Origin of the sequence: Listeria rocourtiae FSL F6-920, from assembly GCF_000525975.1 — a bacterium.
Lineage (GTDB): Bacteria > Bacillota > Bacilli > Lactobacillales > Listeriaceae > Listeria_A > Listeria_A rocourtiae.
The window spans coordinates 35,052-54,897 of record NZ_AODK01000003.1 but is presented as its reverse complement, the minus strand read 5'-3'; the positions used below and the strand labels follow the sequence as shown (position 1 = coordinate 54,897).

Genomic DNA, 19,846 nt, shown 5'->3' with positions numbered 1-19,846 from the left:
GGCGCAAACCCGCTTGTTGGGCCTAATAGAGCTCAGCATTGGAAAGGAGTCTACGCAGTGGAAGCACGAGAAAAAGCATTAACGCAAACCTCCAAAAAGGCCCGTCTTGAAAAAAGAGGGAAAATCATAACGTTTATCTGCATCAGCATCATGGTGATTGCAGCGGCATCCATTCTTTTCTTTGTTATCTCGAAAGGACTGGCTACTTTTTTTTGTCAATAACGTTTCGTTCGTTGACTTTATCACAGGAACAGATTGGAACCCTTCTAAAATAGACGTGGCTGGAAATCCACTCGTTGGTGCCTTGCCGATGATTCTTGGTTCTTTTGGCGTGACTTTACTTGCAGCTTGTATCGCTGCTCCACTCGCAATTGGCGCCGCTATTTTTATGGTGGAAATATCACCGAAGTTTGGTAAGAAAATATTACAACCGGTTATGGAGTTGCTCGTTGGGATTCCGTCCGTTGTTTACGGTTTTATTGGACTCAGTGTTGTTGTTCCGTTTATTAGGGAACATATTTCGGGAAGTGGCTTTGGGATTGCAGCGGCGACGGTAGTTTTGACTGTCATGATTTTGCCGACTGTAACCAGTTTAACAGTGGATGCGATTCATTCGGTACCACGGCATTATCGTGAGGCTTCACTTGCGCTAGGTGCAACACGGTGGCAAACGATTTGGAAAGTAATTCTGCGCAGCGCACGTCCAGGTATTTTAACTGCTGTCGTTTTCGGAATGGCGCGCGCGTTTGGTGAAGCACTGGCTGTACAAATGGTTATCGGAAACTCCGTGGTTATACCGACTTCGTTATTCGAACCGGCATCCACGTTAACTAGTATTTTAACAATGGGAATGGGAAATACCGTGATGGGAACACTTGAAAATAACGTGCTTTGGTCGCTAGCAATGGTGCTGCTGGCTATGTCACTGTTCTTTATCATTATGATTCGCTTCATCGGCCGTAGGAGGAAAGTCAAATGAATGTAAAAACAAAAGATAAAATCGCGACAGGAGTTTTTTATTTCATCGCACTACTTATTGTCGTCATTTTGGCTGGATTACTCGGTTATATTTTAGTTCGTGGTGTACCACATTTAAGTTGGCACTTCCTTACCTCTCCACCAGAATCGTTTAAAGCGGGTGGCGGAATTGGGCCAGAAATCTGGAACTCTTTCTACATGCTACTAATAACGATGATTTTATCTGTACCAATTGCGCTCGGTGCCGGCATTTATATGGCAGAATATGCCCGCAAAAATTGGCTGACAGACTTCATTCGAACAACAATCGAAGTTCTATCTTCTCTGCCATCAATCGTAGTAGGATTATTCGGCTTCTTAATTTTCGTGTTGCAGATGGGGTGGAGCTTCTCAGTTATTTCTGGAGCGCTTACGCTAACCATCTTTAATCTACCGCTACTTATTCGTGTCATTGAGGAAGCACTAAATGCTATTCCCAATACACAACGAGAAGCAGGGCTTGCATTAGGCTTGTCGCGCTGGGAAACGATAACACGCGTTCTAGTTCCAGCCGCACTTCCAGCAATCGTAACCGGTGTTATTTTGGCCGCGGGACGTGTGTTTGGTGAAGCAGCCGCATTAATCTACACTGCTGGGCAAAGTACACCAACGCTTAATTTCGGAGATTGGAATCCCATGAATCCGACATCGCCACTCAACATTTTCCGCCCAGCAGAAACACTTGCCGTTCACATTTGGAAAATTAATGGGGAAGGAATAATGCCAGACGCAGCAGCTGTCTCTGCGGGAGCATCCGCTGTACTCATTCTTTCCGTGCTACTTTTCAATATTTTAGCCCGCATTCTAGGGAAATACGTATTCAAAAAGATGACGTCTTCCTGATTTGGCGGACAAAAGGAGTTTTGTAAAATGATGGCAACTACTAATATACCGTTCGCGATAAATGAAACTGAGGAAATCGTAACAGCAGGCGCGCCCGCGATGGCAACCAATGATTTGCACGTCTATTACGGTGACAACCACGCGATTCAAGGTGTTGATTTAGAATTCCATGAAAACCAAGTGACGGCACTTATCGGTCCATCTGGATGCGGAAAGTCGACGTATCTTCGCGCATTAAATCGAATGAACGATGAGATTGATGGCTGTCGAATGGAAGGCGAAATTTTGTATAATGGCATTAATATTAACCGCAAAGAAGTCGATTTATACAATGTTAGAAAAGAAATCGGGATGGTCTTTCAAAAGCCAAACCCTTTCACAAAATCGATTTTTGAAAATATTGCTTTTAGTTTGAAGCGTCATGGTATAAAAAATAAAGCTGAACTTGCAGAACGCGTTGAGAAAAGCCTTCGTAGTGCTGCACTTTGGGAAGAAGTCAAAGATGATTTGGGGAAAAGTGCTCTATCCTTATCGGGCGGTCAACAGCAACGCTTATGCATTGCCCGCGCCATTGCTATGCAACCAGAGGTTTTACTACTTGACGAGCCAGCATCTGCGCTAGATCCGATTTCCACCAGTAAAATAGAAGATTTAATTCACGAATTGAAGAGGAAATATACGATTATTATCGTGACGCACAATATGCAACAAGCTGCGCGCGTATCAGATCACACCGCCTTTTTTTATCTTGGAAAAGTAGTAGAAGTGAGTGATACAGGGACATTGTTTACGAAACCATCGAACAAGCAAACACAGGATTATATATCAGGGAATTTTGGATAATGAAAAGCTGAAGAAGCCCGTTAGGCTCGACAAAATTTGTTAGGGGGCGCAGTAAAAGTCCTCTTTGACTTTTATGGAGGCCACGAAAATTTCGAGAGACTGGCTTCTGAAGCTGGATCCGGAGGCGCATCACGTGATGCATACATGGATTACATGTTCACTCCGTTCTCATGCATATTGAGGTTCTAAATCAGCAGAGTACGCTTCTTAAGAACCACAACATAGGGGGCGCAGTGAAAACCCTCTTTTGGTTTTTACGGAGGCACCGAAATTTCCGAGAGGCTGGCTTCTGAAGCTGGATCCGGAGGCGCTTCACGTGATACAGTAAAAGGATTACATGCTCGCTTTGCTCTCATGCATATTGAGGCTCTAATTCAGCATAGTGCGCTTCATAAGAGCCACAACAATTCAGCACACTACGCTTCATAAAAGCCTCAACAATTTTTTTCTAAGGAAAGGAGAGTCCCTAATGCCAACGATAACGGACACGCAATTTGTCATAGAAACAAAAGATGTAGATCTCTTCTATGGGCAAAAACAAGCATTAAATAAGATAAGATTAAACTTCAAAAAAAATCATGTGACGGCGCTTATAGGTCCTTCTGGATGCGGAAAATCCACTTTTCTCCGTACTTTGAACCGGATGAATGATCTGATTCCAAATGTTACGGTTAAAGGTGAGATTAAAGTCGCCGATGAAAATATCCAAAGTGCTAAAATTGATACCGTTAATTTACGTAAAAAAGTCGGGATGGTTTTCCAACAACCAAATCCGTTCCCGTTCTCGATTTATGATAACGTTGCTTATGGTCCAAGAACTCACGGTGTTAAAAGTAAGAAAAAACTAGATGAGATCGTTGAACGTAGCTTACGCCAAGCTGCACTTTGGGAGGAAGTGCACGACCGTTTGCATAAATCAGCGCTCGGCATGTCTGGTGGTCAACAACAACGGCTCTGCATCGCGCGAGTTTTAGCTGTTCAACCAGAAGTTATCCTCATGGACGAGCCAACTTCTGCACTTGATCCAATCTCCACAGCAAAAATGGAAAATCTCATTTTAGAGCTGAAAAAAGATTATACGATTGTTATTGTTACACATAATATGCAACAAGCGTCACGAATTTCCGATGAAACGGCCTTTTTCCTGAACGGTGAAATCATTGAGTTCACTGATACGACGACTATTTTCACGAATCCAGCAGAGCAACAAACGCAAGACTATATCTCAGGACGATTTGGATAAGGAGCGAAGCATATGCCAGTTAGAAAAAATTTTTAATGAGCAATTAAATGAGTTACATCAACATTTACTCGAGATGGGAATGTTAGTTAATGAAGCGATTTATAAAGCTGTTAAATCACTGGTCAATCGCGATCACGAACTAGCGGAAAATGTCATTGCGAGTGACCGTGCCATTAATAATATGGAATTAGCGTTGGAGCAGCGATCTTTTGAATTAATTGCGCTTCAACAACCTGTCGGCATCGACCTTCGCAAGATTGTTACGGTCCTAAAAGCAAGCTCAGATTTGGAACGAATTGGTGATCATGCGGTCAGCATTGCCAAAACAACCATATTAGTCGGTCGCACAAAGGTTGTAAAGCCAATTTCAGAAATTCAAGAAATGGGTGATATCGTTAAAGCTATGGTTCACGATGTATTAAAAGCTTATTTAGCAGAGGATGAAGATGCGGCACGTGAAATTGCATCACGTGACAATGAAGTTGATAAGTTCCAACGTGTTATTTATACAAAGTGCATTCATTTCATGCAAGAAGACCCTGATCACTTGGAAGAAATATCTTACTTGCTCTTAGTATCACAGTATTTAGAGCGGATTGGCGACTATGTAACCAATGTTTGCGAATGGATTGTGTATCTGAAAAGTGGCGAAATTGAAGAATTGAATAATTAATAGATAAAACTCTGCCGTATAACTTTGCGACAGAGTTTTTTTTATTAGCTATTTAATTTTCGAGCTTGTTTCAATGTAAATTCAAGAGAATCCATAATAAATTCCGTTGTTTCTTCTTGTAAATACTCCCCATTTAAATGTTGGTGTTCCTCGTAGCGCAAATCTTCGATAATTTTCTCGATACGTTTAGCAATATCATTTTTTTCTTTCGTTGTGACCGGCTTATAAGAGGGTTCACTATTTTGGCCAATCAAATAATCTACAGAAACGTCGAATAACGTCGCAATATGACGAACCGTGTTTAAGTCAGGTTCTCGAATACCATATTCCCAGTTACCATATGTAGAAGGGGCCTTAAGTCCGAGTCTTCTTGCTGTTTCGGCTTTCGACCAGCCTTGCTTCTCCCTTAAAACTGTTAATCGTCCGCTTAAATCTGGCATGCTATCACTCCTTTGTGTAAATTATATCATGATTTTGCAGATTGAGCTCTTTTTTTACATAAATAAACTCATTTTATTCATGGTGATTGAAATATTTGCAATTCTATTCGATATATATTAATATATGTATATATAAACATATATTAACGGTATCAGCGTAAGTAACATTTTTTTGAAGTTTATATGTGTATATGAACATATAGAAGAATTGGAGCGATGAGAGATGGAGCAAAACAAGCAACTGTTAGAGGAAGAAACACTTTTTGGAGTCACGCAAATCTTTAAAGCATTAGCTGATCCGACACGTGTTCAAATTTTAAACTTGGTGCAAGATCGAGAGTATTCGGTGAATGATATTGCGAGGACACTTGGTTTCAATCAGACAACAGTTTCCCATCAATTGCGCTTTTTAAAGAATTTGCGTTTAGTAAAATCAAGACGCGAAGGAACAACGATTTATTATACACAAGACGATAATCACGTTTTAGAGTTACTCTCGCAAGCGATTAGGCACGTGGAACATCAATAATACAGAAGGGACGAGGATAACAATGGCTGAATTTAAATTATCAGGTCTTTCCTGTGCGCATTGTGCACAAGAGATGGAAGCGGAAATGAAGAAGTTGAAACATGGTAAGGATGCAAAAGTACTCTATAATTCCGGGAAAATGGTGATTTCGAATAAGGTGGCGATGGATGATGTGGAGAAAATCTTGAAGCAAGAAGGTGTTTTTATTGTAGAACCAGACGGCGACCATGATCATAACCGTAACCAGGGAGATACAAAGCTTATCGTTCAGATTGTTATCTCGACGTTGCTATTCTTTTTTGCCCTTCTCACAGACAAATATTTACCAACTTGGGGCTCGTTTAGTATTTATTTCGTAGCTGCGGCGTTGAGCGGTTACCAAACCTTTTTTTAAAGGACTCAAAAATTTATCGCGTTTGAAATTTAACATTGATACATTGATGACGGTTGCGCTAGTTGGAGCATTTATTATCGGGGATTGGCGCGAAGGAACGGTTGTAGCGATATTATTTGGCGTGAACGAATACTTAGAGGGCTTTGGGATGCGTCAAGCCCGCAAATCAATGGCTGAGTTGTTGAAAGTTGTACCAAAAACGGCTAATCTTTTAAAAGATGGAGTTGCAACAGAAGTACCGATTGATAAGCTAGAGCTTGGTGATACAATTTTGATTAAAGCAGGAGGAAAAGTACCGTCTGATGCAGTGATTATTGATGGGAAAAGTTCTGTAAATGAAGCTGCGATTACTGGTGAGTCAATGCCCGTTGAAAAACAAATTGGAGATGCGTTGTTCGGTGGCTCCGTCAACAATGAAGGAACGCTGAAAGCTAAAATTACAGCAGTTTACGAAGATTCATCACTCGCTAAAATTTTGCATTTAGTAGAAGAAGCACAGGAAACGAAAACGCCAACAGAATTGTTCATCGATCGGTTTGCCAAATACTATACACCGATTATTATGATATTTGCTGTATTAGTGACGATTGTACCGCCATTATTCTTTGGTGGAGCGTGGAGCCATTGGATTTATGAAGGACTTGCTGTATTAATTATCGGCTGCCCGTGCGCGTTAATCCTTTCCTCACCAGTTGCGATTGTATCAGGAATTACTCGAAGCGCTAAAAATGGTGTTTTAATCAAAGGCGGCGTTTTCTTAGAGCAGCTCGCCAAAACAAAACAAATCGCATTCGACAAAACAGGTACATTAACGGAAGGAAAGCCAGCTGTTGAGGAAGAGGTAATTTACGATGAAGCGAATTTTTTCCGAATTTCCAGTATGATGGAGAAGAGCTCAGGTCACCCAATCGCAGCCGCAATCATCGCTCGTATAGGCGCAGTAGAGGCTGAAATGGACGATTTAACAACGATTGGCGGGAAAGGACTAAGCGGAACTTTTAAGGGGAAGCGTTATTTTCTCGGGAATGAGCAGCAAATTCCAGAATCAAGCTGGACGGAAATAGCTAGAACTGATGTAAAAGCGCTAAAAGATGCGGGATATACAGTTGTGATAACCGCATCAGAAACAGCGATTCTTGGTATATTCGGTATTCAAGATGCACTGCGTAAGGAAAGCAAGGATCTCGTGACGCAACTTCATCAAGCAGGTATGACCAACATCATTATGCTGACTGGTGACCACGAAAAAACAGCGGAAAAAGTAGCACGAGAAATTGGTATTGACAATTATTATGCGAGCCTTTTACCTGAAGATAAGCTAACAAAAATTGGAGAACTACAAGCTCAAAATGGCAATATCGCAATGGTTGGTGATGGCATTAATGACTCCCCTGCACTCGCAACCGCAGATCTCGGTATCGCGATGGGTAAAGGGACTGATAGCGCTATTGAAGTTGCAGATATCGTACTTATGCAAGACCATTTAGGAAAACTACCAATAACAGTCAAGATTGCTAAAAAAGTACGATTTGTCGTTGGCTTTAATATTGCCTTTGCATTAGGTCTCAAAGTAGTGGCTTTATTACTAGCTTTAACAGGCTATCTAACCTTATGGATGGCTATCATGGCAGACATGGGGGCTACTATCGTTGTAACCATTTTCGGACTTTCAATTCTATTCCGAAGTAAAGCAGAAAAGAAAATAAAATGAGTAGTAAAAAACAAGGAGTAGAAATGCTTCTTGTTTTTTTTGCAATAAACTAACCGATTATCAGCAAGTGCTTAAGGTTGCTATCAATACTTATCCTCGTTATACTAGTAAAAAAAGAACGCCATTTGGGGGAAGAATATGAAACAGCTACCTACCAGTAAAAAAATAATTGTTGTTCTGGGCATCATTCTCTTACTCATAATCTCGGTTACAGCGATCATGTTCAACGATGATTTGACATCAGTCATCATTATTTCAATCGTCCAATTTATTTTGATTCAAGCCGTGTGTTACATTGGCATATACTCTGTTATGAAAGTCGGAGTGACACGAGGCCATAAGCTATTTACATGGGGCATATTGACGACATTAATTTTCATAGGACTTATCTATATTTTTGCAGCAGACAATTTCAGACAATATTCGGCGGCAATTATCGCTTTACTCGGGTTTAGCTCTGCTTTAATTATGCGTGAAGTAGAAAATACGCATCCAGATAATAAAAAACAAGAAGAACAGTGAGGAGTTGATATAAATGGGGATTCATCAATATTTTCGTAGTTTATCCGATCTAGAAAACATTTATCGTTGTCCGGGTAAGTTCAAATACCAAGAACATTCGGTTGCTGAGCATTCATTCAAAGTAACTCAAGTGGCGCAATTTTTAGGCAATGTAGAGGAACAAGCTGGCCAAGCTGTTAATTGGCGTGCGCTATACGAAAAAGCTCTCAATCACGATTATCCAGAACTGTTCATTGGTGACATCAAAACACCAGTTAAATACGCGACCGCAGAACTTCGCGAAATGTTGTCAGAAGTAGAAGAAACGATGACACGGAATTTTATTAACAACGAGATACCAGCTGAATTTCAAGCTATTTATCATGTCTTGCTCAAAGAAGGCAAAGATGACACATTAGAAGGCCAAATTTTGGCGGTAGCAGACAAAGTAGACCTACTCTACGAATCGTTTGGTGAAATCCAAAAAGGCAATCCAGAACCAACATTCACAAAAATATACAGCGAGGCATTAGAAACAATTTACCAATTCCGTGAAATGGCTTGTGTACAGTATTTTTTACGTGAAATTTTGCCAGATCTACTCGCCGAAAAAAATATCGAAAAAACGGATTTACCAGCTTTAACAGATGAAATCAAAGCGCGTGTTTTAAAATCAGATAGCTAAAAGGGAGAGCGAAGCCTGTGTGGGATCAGTTAATTTCGGCGTTATTTTTTCCAGGACTGCTGGTTATTATATTGTCTCGAATAACATATCAACGTTTTGTAGGTTTAGGGCTTACCCTGATTTTAATAACTGTTTCCGCGCGAATGGGCTTCACAAATACATGGTGGCTTATTAGTTTAGATGCTATTTCGATGACAATGGGCTTCTTTTTGGCCACACGAATGCTTGGTAGATTGCGTGAAACAGACAAAGAAGTATAGAAATCGGACGCAAAGGCTTTGCTTAATCGCGAAGCCTTTTATGTTTAGTTGGATGCGAAAATATGTTCGCTTTTTGCTGGCGGATTTAGACTAATTATGTTAGAATGAATACAAGTGATGAGTCTGTGAGTCTTACTAGATAGGGGCTAAGTTTGGATTTAAAGAGTTTAATGGGAGCCGAAAGCACAGAAGAACTGATGGCTTAATATTTTGCCATGTTCAAGTGCATAGCCGATTATTTGAGATACGCAACAGACTTGTGTCGGAGGAGGAAAAGAGGGTGAAAGATACATTTCAGCTAGTTTCGAAATATACGCCACAAGGAGATCAGCCGAAAGCCATTGAGAAATTAGTGGCAGGTCTCAAAAATGGCACTAAACATCAAACTTTACTTGGAGCAACTGGTACTGGTAAGACATTTACAGTTTCAAACGTGATCCAAGAAGTCAATAAACCAACGCTTGTCATCGCACATAATAAAACTTTAGCGGGGCAATTATATAGTGAATTCAAAGAATTTTTCCCGAATAACGCCGTAGAATACTTTGTAAGTTATTATGATTATTACCAACCAGAGGCATACGTTCCACAAACAGATACGTTTATAGAAAAGGATTCTAGTGTGAACGACGAGATTGATAAACTACGACATTCGGCTACGGCATCATTATTCGAAAGGCGCGATGTTATCATTATAGCCAGTGTTTCTTGTATTTATGGTTTAGGTTCACCAGAGGAATATGGCGCGATGCTCGTTTCATTAAGACCGGGAATGGAGATTAGTCGGGATCAATTATTACGGGATTTGGTAGAAATACAGTACGATCGCAATGATATTGATTTCCAGCGCGGTCGTTTTCGTGTTCGTGGAGATGTTGTAGAAATTTTTCCGGCATCACGTGATGAGCATTGTATGCGAGTGGAGTTTTTTGGCGATGAGATTGAACGAATTCGCGAAGTGGATGCACTGACTGGTGAGATTATTGGCGAACGGGAACATGTCTCAATTTTTCCAGCTTCTCACTTTGTAACACGTCCAGATATTATGAAAAAAGCAATAGTGAACATCAAGGCGGAGTTAGAGGAACGCTTGAAAGTTTTGCGTGCTGATAATAAACTACTTGAAGCGCAACGTTTGGAGCAACGTACCAATTATGATATTGAAATGATGGAAGAGATGGGCTATTGCTCGGGTGTTGAGAACTATTCACGTCACTTGGCTATGCGAGAAGCGGGCTCTACACCGTATACTTTGCTGGATTTCTTCCCCGATGATTTTCAAATTGTTATCGATGAATCACATGTAACGATGCCGCAAATTCGAGGGATGTACAATGGAGACCAGGCGCGTAAACAAATGCTAGTAGATCACGGGTTTAGATTACCGTCGGCTTTGGATAATCGTCCGTTACGCTTAGAGGAATTTGAGGAGCATGTAAATCAAATCATGTATATTTCGGCAACACCAGGGCCATACGAGTTGGCATTAAATCCAGAGGTTATTCAGCAAATTATTCGTCCAACTGGTTTACTTGATCCTATTATCGAAATTAGACCGATTGAGGGACAAATTGATGACTTAATGGATGAGATAAATGAACGTATCGAGAAGAAAGAACGTGTTCTGATTACAACCTTGACCAAGAAAATGTCTGAGGATTTGACCGATTACTTGAAAGAAGCGGGGATTAAAGTGCAATATCTACATTCTGAGGTAAAGACTTTGGAGCGAATCGAAATTATACGAGATTTGAGACTAGGTGTTTACGATGTTTTAGTAGGAATTAACTTGCTTCGTGAAGGAATCGATATTCCAGAGGTCTCTCTAGTTACAATTCTTGATGCCGATAAAGAAGGTTTCTTACGCTCCGAGCGATCTCTCGTACAAACTATTGGTCGTGCTGCGCGTAATCAGAACGGTAAAGTAATAATGTATGCTGATAAGATGACGGATTCTATGAAGTTTGCGATTAACGAGACAGCGCGTCGTCGTGAAATTCAAGAGGCATATAATTTAGAACACGGCATAACACCGCAAACAATCATTAAAGATGTTCGTGGTGTCATTGCCGCAACAACTGCTGCAGAAGAACGTGAAGCAGAGCATCTGAAAGATTTAAGTAAGATGAATAAGAAAGAACGCATGGCATTTATTGAGGAATTAGAGCATGAAATGAAAGATGCAGCAAAAGCGCTTGACTTTGAGCGTGCGGCGCAACTTCGTGATACCTTACTAGAGCTAAAAGCGGAAGGATGATTAGAGTTGGAAAAAGATAAAATTGTGATACAAGGCGCTAGAGCCAACAATTTAAAGAATATTGATGTCGAAATTCCGCGGGATAAACTTGTTGTTATGACTGGTTTATCTGGTTCAGGAAAATCGTCGTTAGCTTTTGATACAATATATGCAGAGGGCCAACGACGTTACGTAGAATCGTTATCTTCCTATGCTCGCCAATTTTTAGGACAAATGGATAAACCCGATGTGGATTTGATTGAAGGTCTATCACCCGCCATTTCTATTGACCAAAAAACGACGAGCCGTAACCCGCGATCAACAGTAGGTACTGTTACGGAGATTCATGACTATCTGCGCTTAATGTATGCCCGTGTAGGGCATCCTGTCTGTCCAAATCATGGAATCGAAATTACATCGCAAACGATTGAACAGATGGTTGATCGTGTGCTAGAGTTGCCTGATAAGGCACGAATCCAAATTTTAGCTCCAATTGTATCTGGCAAAAAAGGTGCGCATAAAAAGACGCTAGAGGGCATCAAAAAAGAAGGATATGTCCGTGTACGAATTGATGGAGACATGTATGATATCGGAGACGAAATTGAGCTGGAGAAGAACAAAAAGCATTCAATTGATATTGTTATTGACCGTATTGTCGTAAAAGAAGGTGTAACTTCCCGGTTATTTGATTCTATTGAGTCTGCACTAAGATTAGCAGAGGGATATGCGGTTGTTGATGTTATTGGTGATAAAGAACTGTTATTTAGTGAACATTATGCTTGCCCGTATTGTGGCTTTTCTGTGGGCGAATTGGAACCTAGGATGTTCTCTTTTAACAGCCCATTTGGCGCTTGTCCCACTTGTGATGGACTTGGAACAAAGTTAGAAGTAGACATTGATACAGTGATTCCAGATATGAGCTTATCACTGAATGATGGAGCAATTATTCCGTGGAAGCCAATTAGCTCTCAATACTATCCGAAAATGTTGGCAGCAGCATGTAAAGAGTTCGGGATTGATATGGACACACCGTTAGAGAAATTGCCAAAAGAACATTTAGATATCATTTTGAATGGCTCCAATGGGAAAGAATTCTATTTTGAATATAAAAATGATTTTGGAATGACACGCGAAACAAACATTCCTTTTGAAGGTATCATCCCAAATGTGGAGCGCCGTTACCGCGAAACGAGTTCAGATTTTACAAGAGAACAGATGGCGCAATACATGACAGACTTGCCATGTCCGTCATGTAAAGGATATCGACTTAAGGAAGAAGCGCTAGCCGTGAAGATTAATAAAACACACCTTGGCGACGTGAGCAATTTCTCAATTACAGAAGCATTAGCCTTTTTCGATGAAGTAACATTGTCTGAGAAGGAAACACAAATTGCCAAGCCCATTTTGAAAGAGGTAAGGCAACGATTAGGATTTTTGAAAAATGTCGGCCTAGATTATTTAACACTAAGTCGTGCGGCTGGAACGCTCTCAGGTGGTGAGGCACAACGGATTAGATTGGCTACACAAATTGGTTCACGATTAACTGGTGTACTTTACATTCTAGATGAGCCTTCCATTGGACTGCATCAACGCGATAATGATCGGCTCGTTCATACGTTACAAAGTATGCGTGATATTGGCAATACATTAATCGTCGTAGAGCATGATGAGGACACGATGCTTGCGGCGGATTATTTAATTGATATCGGACCAGGCGCTGGTGAGCATGGTGGCGAAGTTGTGGCTGCTGGGACACCCGAAGAAGTACGGAACGATAAGAACTCTATTACGGGCGCTTATTTATCTGGAAAGAAATTCATCCCAATACCCTCTGAACGTCGTAAAGGTAGCGGAAATAAGCTAGAAATCATAGGTGCTAAAGCAAATAATCTCAAAAATGTGAGCGCAATATTGCCATTAGGAACATTCACTTGTGTGACAGGCGTTTCTGGATCTGGGAAAAGTTCATTAGTTAATGAAGTATTGCGTAAAGCTCTATCTCGTCATCTTAACCGAGCACACGCTAAGCCTGGTGAACATAAAGAAATAAAAGGTATGGAAAATTTAGAGAAAATCATTGATATAGACCAATCACCAATTGGGCGAACGCCACGTTCTAACCCTGCAACATATACAGGCGTATTTGATGATATTCGTGATTTATTCGCGTCTACAAATGAAGCTAAAATTCGTGGATATAAAAAAGGTAGATTTAGTTTTAATGTAAAAGGTGGTCGGTGCGAAGCGTGTAAAGGCGATGGTATCATTAAAATTGAGATGCATTTCTTGCCAGACGTGTATGTACCATGCGAAATTTGTCATGGCAAACGCTATAATAGCGAAACACTAGACATTCGCTTCAAAGGTAAGAATATTGCAGAAGTGCTCAATATGACCGTAGAAGAAGGCTTGGATTTCTTTAAAAATCTACCCCGTATAAGTCGCAAGCTACAAACAATTGTAGACGTAGGACTCGGATATATTCGGTTAGGACAGCCCGCGACTACGCTATCCGGTGGGGAGGCGCAACGTGTGAAGTTGGCCTCAGAGCTACACAAGCGTAGTAATGGTAAGTCATTCTATATTTTAGATGAACCAACAACAGGTTTACATGCGGATGATATCGCACGATTATTGAAAGTACTACAGCGATTAGTAGATGATAATGGTGATAGCGTGCTTGTGATTGAGCACAATCTCGATGTTATTAAACAAGCTGATCACGTCATTGATTTAGGACCAGAAGGTGGAGATGGTGGCGGTCAGATTATTGCTAAAGGCACACCAGAACAAGTAGCCAAAGTAGCTAAATCTTATACTGGAAAATATCTAAAACCAATCTTAGAACGCGATAAAGCAAGGATGAAAGAAAAAATAGCGAGCAAAGTAGAATAATGGGGATTATTCTAAATAATACTAAGGCGCTTAATTTCTTTTCTGTAAAACTGTATATTTAGTTACACACAAATCGAGCGAAAGCGTTTGTATTCAGGTAACTTGGTGGAAGCTAGAGAGTTGCGCATACTGATGTATGTAATGACTGAAAGCAGGGGGAGGGTAGTTTCCTCTATCATGCAAGAAGTTAAGCAAAGTCCACAAAACCTCCTGAATGCAAACATTTGTCGCCGATTTTTTTTTATACATCTATTTAACTAACAAATAATCATACTCTGGTTGTATGACAGAAAGCATCTTGTCCCTCATAATAGAGTTATCAGTTAAAGCTAATAATCAAAGAGGACAAATACTTAAGGGATATCGCTTTATTTCCACGAGGAGGAAAAAACATGGAAAACGAACGCAAACGTATTTTAGAATTAGTTAAACAAGGTATTATTTCTACGGAAGAAGCGCTAACATTACTTGAGAATATTTCTAAAAAAAGAAGGAAAAAGTGCCACAGCAGAGGATATTCGTTCTTCTCAAACAGTGGAGGATGATGTGCAAGAGGAAGTTCAGGAAGAATACGATTATTCGCAAGGTTGGAATACGAAAGAGAATCCATATCGCGGTGGTGCTTCTTATAAGAAACGTCCACAACCTAAACAAAAATCAGAGGCTAATCAGGCAAAGCAACAAGATACTGGTCGCCAAATCATGGATGAGCTTTCCCAAGCAGGAGAAAAGTTCGGCAAATTTTTGAATAATGCATTTGAGCAAGTGAAGGATATGCCGATTCCATTCCTTACTTCTACAAAATTAGAGCGTGATTTTGTATATCATGACACAACTTTATCTATTCTAGAGTTTGAGATTGCCAATGGTAATGTAGAATTCAAGACTTGGGATAGCAATGATGTAAAGGTACATGCGAATATCAAGCTTTTCAAAGAATACCCAGAAGAGGAAGCATTACAAATCTTCTTCGACAAAACAACATTACGCGTTGATGAAGAGACATTACGCTTCCAGTCACCATCGAAACAAGTGGTAACAAACTTGACCGTTTACTTGCCAGAGCGCGAGTATGACTATGTTTCTATCAAAATTTTGAACGGTAATCTTCATATTGAAGGTTTGACTGGTCGTGATATGTTTGCTAAAACTACGAACGGTAATATTAGTGTAGGTACATTGAATACGACGTTAACAGAGATTGAATCCATTAACGGAAATGTTCGCGTAAATAATGGCACGGTTCGTGATTTATCACTAAAAACATTCCACGGCAACGTTTCTGCTAAGGGTGCTTTTGATTCAACTAATTTACAAACGAAAACAGGAAATATTGCATTTACTTTGACAAATCTTGATTCTAGCTTCTTGAAAACAAAAGACGGGCGTTGGAAACATCGAACTTCAAGTACCAAGTGATTTAGGTGTAGATGGCAAATTGCATACGAACCTTGGTAAGATTAACCTCGGTATTTCTGATGCAGATGTGCTTGATGAGACATCTGATTCTGTAAATAAAACAATTCTTTTCACAAAATTACCTAAATCAAATGAAGCTGTTTTGAAAATCGAAGCAGAAGCAACAACTGGTAATGTGAGAGTAAAGGACGTTAAATAAGAGAAACTCGCTATTCGCTTGAGGCTGTCTCATTCGAACTTGAGGAGTAGCGAGTTTTGCTACATATTTAGAAATGAAAGGAAGGAACAGTGATGAACAAAAAATTAAGGAGATCCAGATCAGATCGTAAAATAGGTGGGGTTTTCGGCGGTTTATCAGAATATCTCGGTATTGATGCCAATGTTTTACGAATTATCTATGTTGTACTTATAATTATTTCTTGGAAAACGATGATCGGGGTTATTGCTTATATTATTGCCTTGTTCCTCATCCCTTCCGAAGATACGAGTTATGATGAAGTTATCGATCGACATAATCAGAAGATGAAAGATAAATATGATCGTCATGAAAGAAGAATGGAATCAAAAAGCGAGCGTATCAAACAAGCGCAAGCAGCACATACAGAACGCGCTAAAGAAATGCAACGCCGTCATATTGAACGTGCTAAAGAAATGCGTGGACGTCATGGTGCTCATCGTCAAAATCATGGAAATATGGGAAATAGGATGCACAGCAATCAAAAAACGGCACGTCCAAGACCAATTCGTGAATTTGAATTTAACAATACAACTTTCCGCACAATGGAACTAAAGATTGCAACAGGCGATATCATTATTCGCGCCTGGGACAAAGAAGATATGAAAATGCGTACCGTGCTTTCCGTTCACAACAAGGCTCGAGCAATTCAGCAGCTTAGTGAAGAGAAGCTGTGGGATTATTTTTTCGGCCAAACAACATTGGACATGTCAAATGACCGCTTTGTGTTTGAATCAAAGAACGATGCATTGAAAACTGATATCGTGTTGACGATTCCAAAACGTGTCTATGAGCAAGTTAGAATTCAATTATTGAACGGTAACTTGAAATATGATGACATGGAAGTTGATGATAGTACGCTGAAAGTACGCCACGGTGATATTAGGTCAACTGGAGCAGCAGGGAAATTCCTTGTTGCGAGTACGGAAGATGGCGAAATTTTATTCAAGAGTGGTAAGGTTGAAAATATTGAATTGCATACGGCTAAAGGTGACGTATCAGTAACTGGTGATTTCCAAACAACGGTAGCAGTTGCTGAACAAGGTGATGTTGGCTATATTCTCCAAAATGATAAGGCGACTGCGGCAGATTTGAAAGCACCAAATGGTGATATTCGTATTCAAGTCCCGGCAACTTGGAATGTCGATGGTACGCTTGGAACCAAACGCGAAAAAATTTATTTTGATTTAAAAAAACGCGAAAGTATGGGATGAATCTAATAAGTCCCTTGTGTTTACACAAAATTCAGAAGAGATGAGCGTTGCAACATTACAAGCAACAGTAGACACTGGCATCATTAAAATTACCGAATTAGAAGAAAAACAAGTATAATTAACATAGGAGGAAATACCATGAAAAAATTAACGAAATCATCATCACAAAAAATGCTAGCAGGTGTATGTGGCGGAATTGCTGAATACTTCGGATGGGACGCAACGTGGGTTCGTATCGCGTATGTGCTACTATCGTTCTTAAGTTTTGGAACAGGAATTCTTATCTACATTATTTTAGCCATTCTTATGCCAGCTAATTCAAGTTGGGAGTGATCCAAGTAAATGCGCTGGATAGCAGGAGTTTTAATTAATGCGATATTATTTGTCGCTCTATCTGGATTCTTCGATAGTTTTCACGTAGAAGGATTTACAGGTGCGGTTGTTGCAAGTTTTGTATTGGCGATTTTGAATATGTTGGTGAGACCGATTCTCCTCATTTTGACATTGCCGATTAATATTTTTACACTAGGATTGTTTACTTTCGTTGTGAACGCAATGATGCTGGAGTTGACATCGTTTTTCCTAGACAGCTATATTCAGATTGATAGTTTTGGAACAGCTTTAGTTATTGCACTATTGATGTCGCTCGCGAATATGGTAATCAATTCAGTACTTTGGGATAAGAATCCACGATAAAATGAGACCTCGAAATAGCAGGACTTCGTAAATGAAGAATCGCTTACTTTCGGGGTTTCTTGCTGATACCTTAAAAATAGGTAGCCTTAAAAATGAGAAAGTGCTAAAATGAGGTATAGCTTGTAGACAAAAAGGATTAGCGGGATGGGCTGTGTTTGAAGCTTTTTGCCTGTTGACTAATGGAGGTACTTTCATGACAAAATCAGTAACGGTGAAAGATTTAATGGAGCGTCTAAATTTGGAGTTGATTTGTGGGGAAGAGGGGTTGGAACGCCCAATCTTGACGAGCGATTTATCACGGCCAGGTTTAGAGTTGACTGGTTTCTTTTCTTATTACCCGGAGGATCGGGTGCAGCTATTTGGTATGACGGAAATTTCTTTTTCAGAAGGGATGTCGAGTGATGAATGCTTGAAGCGTTTTCGTCAAATGTGTACGAATCGTACGCCAGCATTTGTTGTGTCACGACACTTGGAGGCACCGAAAGAGTTGGTACAGGCGGCAGCAGAGGCTAAGATTCCAGTTTTGCGATCGAAGCTTAAAACAACGCGACTATCTGTATATGTAACCAATTATCTGGAAAGTAAATTGGCGCCAGTGATTTCGATGCATGGTGTGCTTGTTGATATTTATGGGCTTGGCGTGATGATTATGGGATCAAGTGGCGTTGGTAAGAGTGAGACGGCGCTTGAGCTTGTGAAACGCGGGCATCGGCTGGTTGCGGATGATAATGTTGAGATTAGACAGGAAGATGAGTTGACGCTTATTGGTCAGTCACCACCGATTATTGAGCATTTGTTGGAGATTCGTGGATTGGGAATTATTAATGTGATGACATTGTTCGGTGCTGGGGCTGTGCGCTCTAGCAAGAAAATTACGATTGTCGTGCATCTTGAAAGTTGGGATCCTGATAAGCATTATGATCGCGTGGGACTTGATGAAGAGAAGATTCGTATTTTTGATATTGATGTACCGAAAATTACGGTACCGGTGCGTCCTGGGCGAAATCTCGCGGTTATTATAGAAGTTGCTGCGATGAACTTCCGTCTGAAAAACATGGGATATAATGCAGCAGAGCGTTTTACACAAGATTTAAATAACCTTATTGGCCAAAATAGTAGTATGACAGATTGAGTCTAATTTGTCTTAGAAAGTAGGGGCATGATGAACTTGAATTTAGCGGCGCTGGACCCAGTTGCCATTCAATTAGGTGGATTATCGATACGCTGGTATGGTGTTATTATTGCGACGGCTGTTGTTGTGGCGCTACTTATTGCGTTACAAGAAGCGACCAAACGCAACGTGGATAAAGAATTATTAGTGGATTTGCTCATTTGGGCGATTCCAATTGCGATTATTAGTGCACGTATTTATTATGTGCTGTTTGAGTGGAGTTATTATAAAGACCATTTGAATGAAGTTATTAAGATTTGGCAAGGTGGAATTGCGATTCATGGGGCGTTGATTGGTTCTGTGCTGACAGCGATTATCTTTTCGCGTATTAAAAAAGTTTCGTTTTGGCAGTTAGCAGATATTGTTGCACCGAGTCTGATTATTGCTCAGGCGATTGGGCGCTGGGGCAATTTTATGAATCAAGAGGCTCACGGTGGACCGACGACACGTGCTTTTTTAGAAGGATTGCATTTGCCGGACTTTATTATTAATCAAATGTACATTGATGGGGTTTATTATCAGCCGACTTTCTTGTATGAGTCGATTTGGAATGTGATTGGGTTTGTTGTGTTACTCATTTTGCGCCGGACGCGGATTTTGCGTGGAGAATTGTTCTTGTCTTATGTCATTTGGTATTCGGTGGGACGTTACTTTATTGAAGGATTGCGGACGGATAGTTTGATGTTGACTGATACGCTTCGGATGGCACAGTTTATTTCGATTGTGCTTGTGGCGGTTTCGGTGGCCTTGATTGCGTACTTCCGCGTGAAGAAGAATCGTCCATATTATTTGGAAGATAAGTACGGTATCGCGAAGAAGAAATAGAGCTTTGGAGAGGGAG

General features: G+C 40.4%; 17 protein-coding genes and 3 pseudogenes. 19 read left to right on the top strand and 1 reads right to left on the bottom strand.

The features are described from left to right. Positions 1–57 precede the first annotated feature (57 nt). The 5 genes and pseudogenes from pstC (at position 58) to phoU (ending at position 4,619) form a co-directional block, all read left to right on the top strand. A pseudogene (gene pstC, locus PROCOU_RS00735) lies at positions 58–979 on the top strand (phosphate ABC transporter permease subunit PstC). Next, positions 976–1,860, top strand: a complete 885-nt coding sequence (pstA, locus tag PROCOU_RS00730) for a phosphate ABC transporter permease PstA (protein WP_036069027.1) — start codon at positions 976–978, stop codon at positions 1,858–1,860. Before pstC ends, pstA begins: the two are co-directional and overlap by 4 nt. A 99-nt stretch (positions 1,861–1,959) precedes the next feature. Next, positions 1,960–2,703: a phosphate ABC transporter ATP-binding protein PstB gene (gene pstB, locus PROCOU_RS00725; RefSeq protein ID WP_243832128.1), complete on the top strand. Its 744-nt coding sequence runs from the start codon at positions 1,960–1,962 to the stop codon at positions 2,701–2,703. Positions 2,704–3,172: 469 nt separating this feature from the next. After that, positions 3,173–3,946, top strand: a complete 774-nt coding sequence (gene pstB, locus PROCOU_RS00720; RefSeq protein ID WP_036069026.1) for a phosphate ABC transporter ATP-binding protein PstB — start codon at positions 3,173–3,175, stop codon at positions 3,944–3,946. Between the two features lie 10 nt (positions 3,947–3,956). After that, the gene (gene phoU, locus PROCOU_RS00715) at positions 3,957–4,619 is read left to right on the top strand and encodes a phosphate signaling complex protein PhoU (RefSeq protein ID WP_036069066.1); all 663 of its coding nucleotides are present in this window, start codon (positions 3,957–3,959) and stop codon (positions 4,617–4,619) included. A 44-nt stretch (positions 4,620–4,663) separates the two neighbouring features. On the opposite strand, the gene PROCOU_RS00710 is transcribed toward phoU, so the two are convergent. Beyond that, positions 4,664–5,059, bottom strand: a complete 396-nt coding sequence (locus tag PROCOU_RS00710; protein WP_036069025.1) for a helix-turn-helix domain-containing protein — start codon at positions 5,057–5,059, stop codon at positions 4,664–4,666. Between the two features lie 223 nt (positions 5,060–5,282). Here PROCOU_RS00710 and PROCOU_RS00705 point away from each other — a divergent pair, with 223 nt between their 5' ends. The 14 genes and pseudogenes from PROCOU_RS00705 (at position 5,283) to lgt (ending at position 19,830) form a co-directional block, all read left to right on the top strand. Next, positions 5,283–5,588, top strand: coding sequence for an ArsR/SmtB family transcription factor (locus PROCOU_RS00705; RefSeq protein ID WP_036069024.1), 306 nt, complete (start codon positions 5,283–5,285; stop codon positions 5,586–5,588). 22 nt (positions 5,589–5,610) lie between these two features. After that, positions 5,611–5,982 (top strand): cation transporter, encoded by a 372-nt coding sequence (locus PROCOU_RS18985; protein ID WP_341871235.1) that lies wholly within the window; start codon positions 5,611–5,613, stop codon positions 5,980–5,982. A 22-nt stretch (positions 5,983–6,004) separates the two neighbouring features. Further along, positions 6,005–7,693, top strand: coding sequence for a heavy metal translocating P-type ATPase (locus tag PROCOU_RS00700; protein ID WP_341871234.1), 1,689 nt, complete (start codon positions 6,005–6,007; stop codon positions 7,691–7,693). A 138-nt stretch (positions 7,694–7,831) separates the two neighbouring features. Then, complete coding sequence (locus PROCOU_RS00695) at positions 7,832–8,215, top strand: hypothetical protein (protein WP_036069023.1); 384 nt, start codon at positions 7,832–7,834, stop codon at positions 8,213–8,215. 13 nt (positions 8,216–8,228) lie between these two features. Then, positions 8,229–8,879, top strand: coding sequence for an HD domain-containing protein (locus PROCOU_RS00690; protein ID WP_036069022.1), 651 nt, complete (start codon positions 8,229–8,231; stop codon positions 8,877–8,879). A gap of 17 nt (positions 8,880–8,896) precedes the next feature. After that, positions 8,897–9,139, top strand: a complete 243-nt coding sequence (locus PROCOU_RS00685; protein ID WP_036069021.1) for a CsbA family protein — start codon at positions 8,897–8,899, stop codon at positions 9,137–9,139. Between the two features lie 280 nt (positions 9,140–9,419). Then, the gene (gene uvrB / locus PROCOU_RS00680) at positions 9,420–11,396 is read left to right on the top strand and encodes an excinuclease ABC subunit UvrB (protein WP_036069020.1); all 1,977 of its coding nucleotides are present in this window, start codon (positions 9,420–9,422) and stop codon (positions 11,394–11,396) included. A 6-nt stretch (positions 11,397–11,402) separates the two neighbouring features. Further along, entirely contained in the window at positions 11,403–14,270 is a 2,868-nt protein-coding gene (uvrA, locus tag PROCOU_RS00675) for an excinuclease ABC subunit UvrA (protein ID WP_036069019.1), read from the top strand. A gap of 392 nt (positions 14,271–14,662) precedes the next feature. Further along, positions 14,663–15,888 (top strand): annotated as a pseudogene (locus PROCOU_RS00670) (DUF4097 family beta strand repeat-containing protein). 92 nt (positions 15,889–15,980) lie between these two features. After that, positions 15,981–17,256 (top strand): annotated as a pseudogene (locus PROCOU_RS00665) (PspC domain-containing protein). Positions 17,257–17,276: 20 nt separating this feature from the next. Continuing rightward, positions 17,277–17,471: a PspC domain-containing protein gene (locus PROCOU_RS00660; protein ID WP_036069018.1), complete on the top strand. Its 195-nt coding sequence runs from the start codon at positions 17,277–17,279 to the stop codon at positions 17,469–17,471. A gap of 9 nt (positions 17,472–17,480) precedes the next feature. Then, entirely contained in the window at positions 17,481–17,834 is a 354-nt protein-coding gene (locus PROCOU_RS00655; protein WP_036069017.1) for a phage holin family protein, read from the top strand. A 193-nt stretch (positions 17,835–18,027) separates the two neighbouring features. Next, the gene (gene hprK / locus PROCOU_RS00650) at positions 18,028–18,966 is read left to right on the top strand and encodes an HPr(Ser) kinase/phosphatase (protein WP_036069016.1); all 939 of its coding nucleotides are present in this window, start codon (positions 18,028–18,030) and stop codon (positions 18,964–18,966) included. 30 nt (positions 18,967–18,996) lie between these two features. Beyond that, positions 18,997–19,830 (top strand): prolipoprotein diacylglyceryl transferase, encoded by an 834-nt coding sequence (gene lgt / locus PROCOU_RS00645; protein WP_036069065.1) that lies wholly within the window; start codon positions 18,997–18,999, stop codon positions 19,828–19,830. The last annotated feature ends 16 nt before the right edge of the window (positions 19,831–19,846 follow it).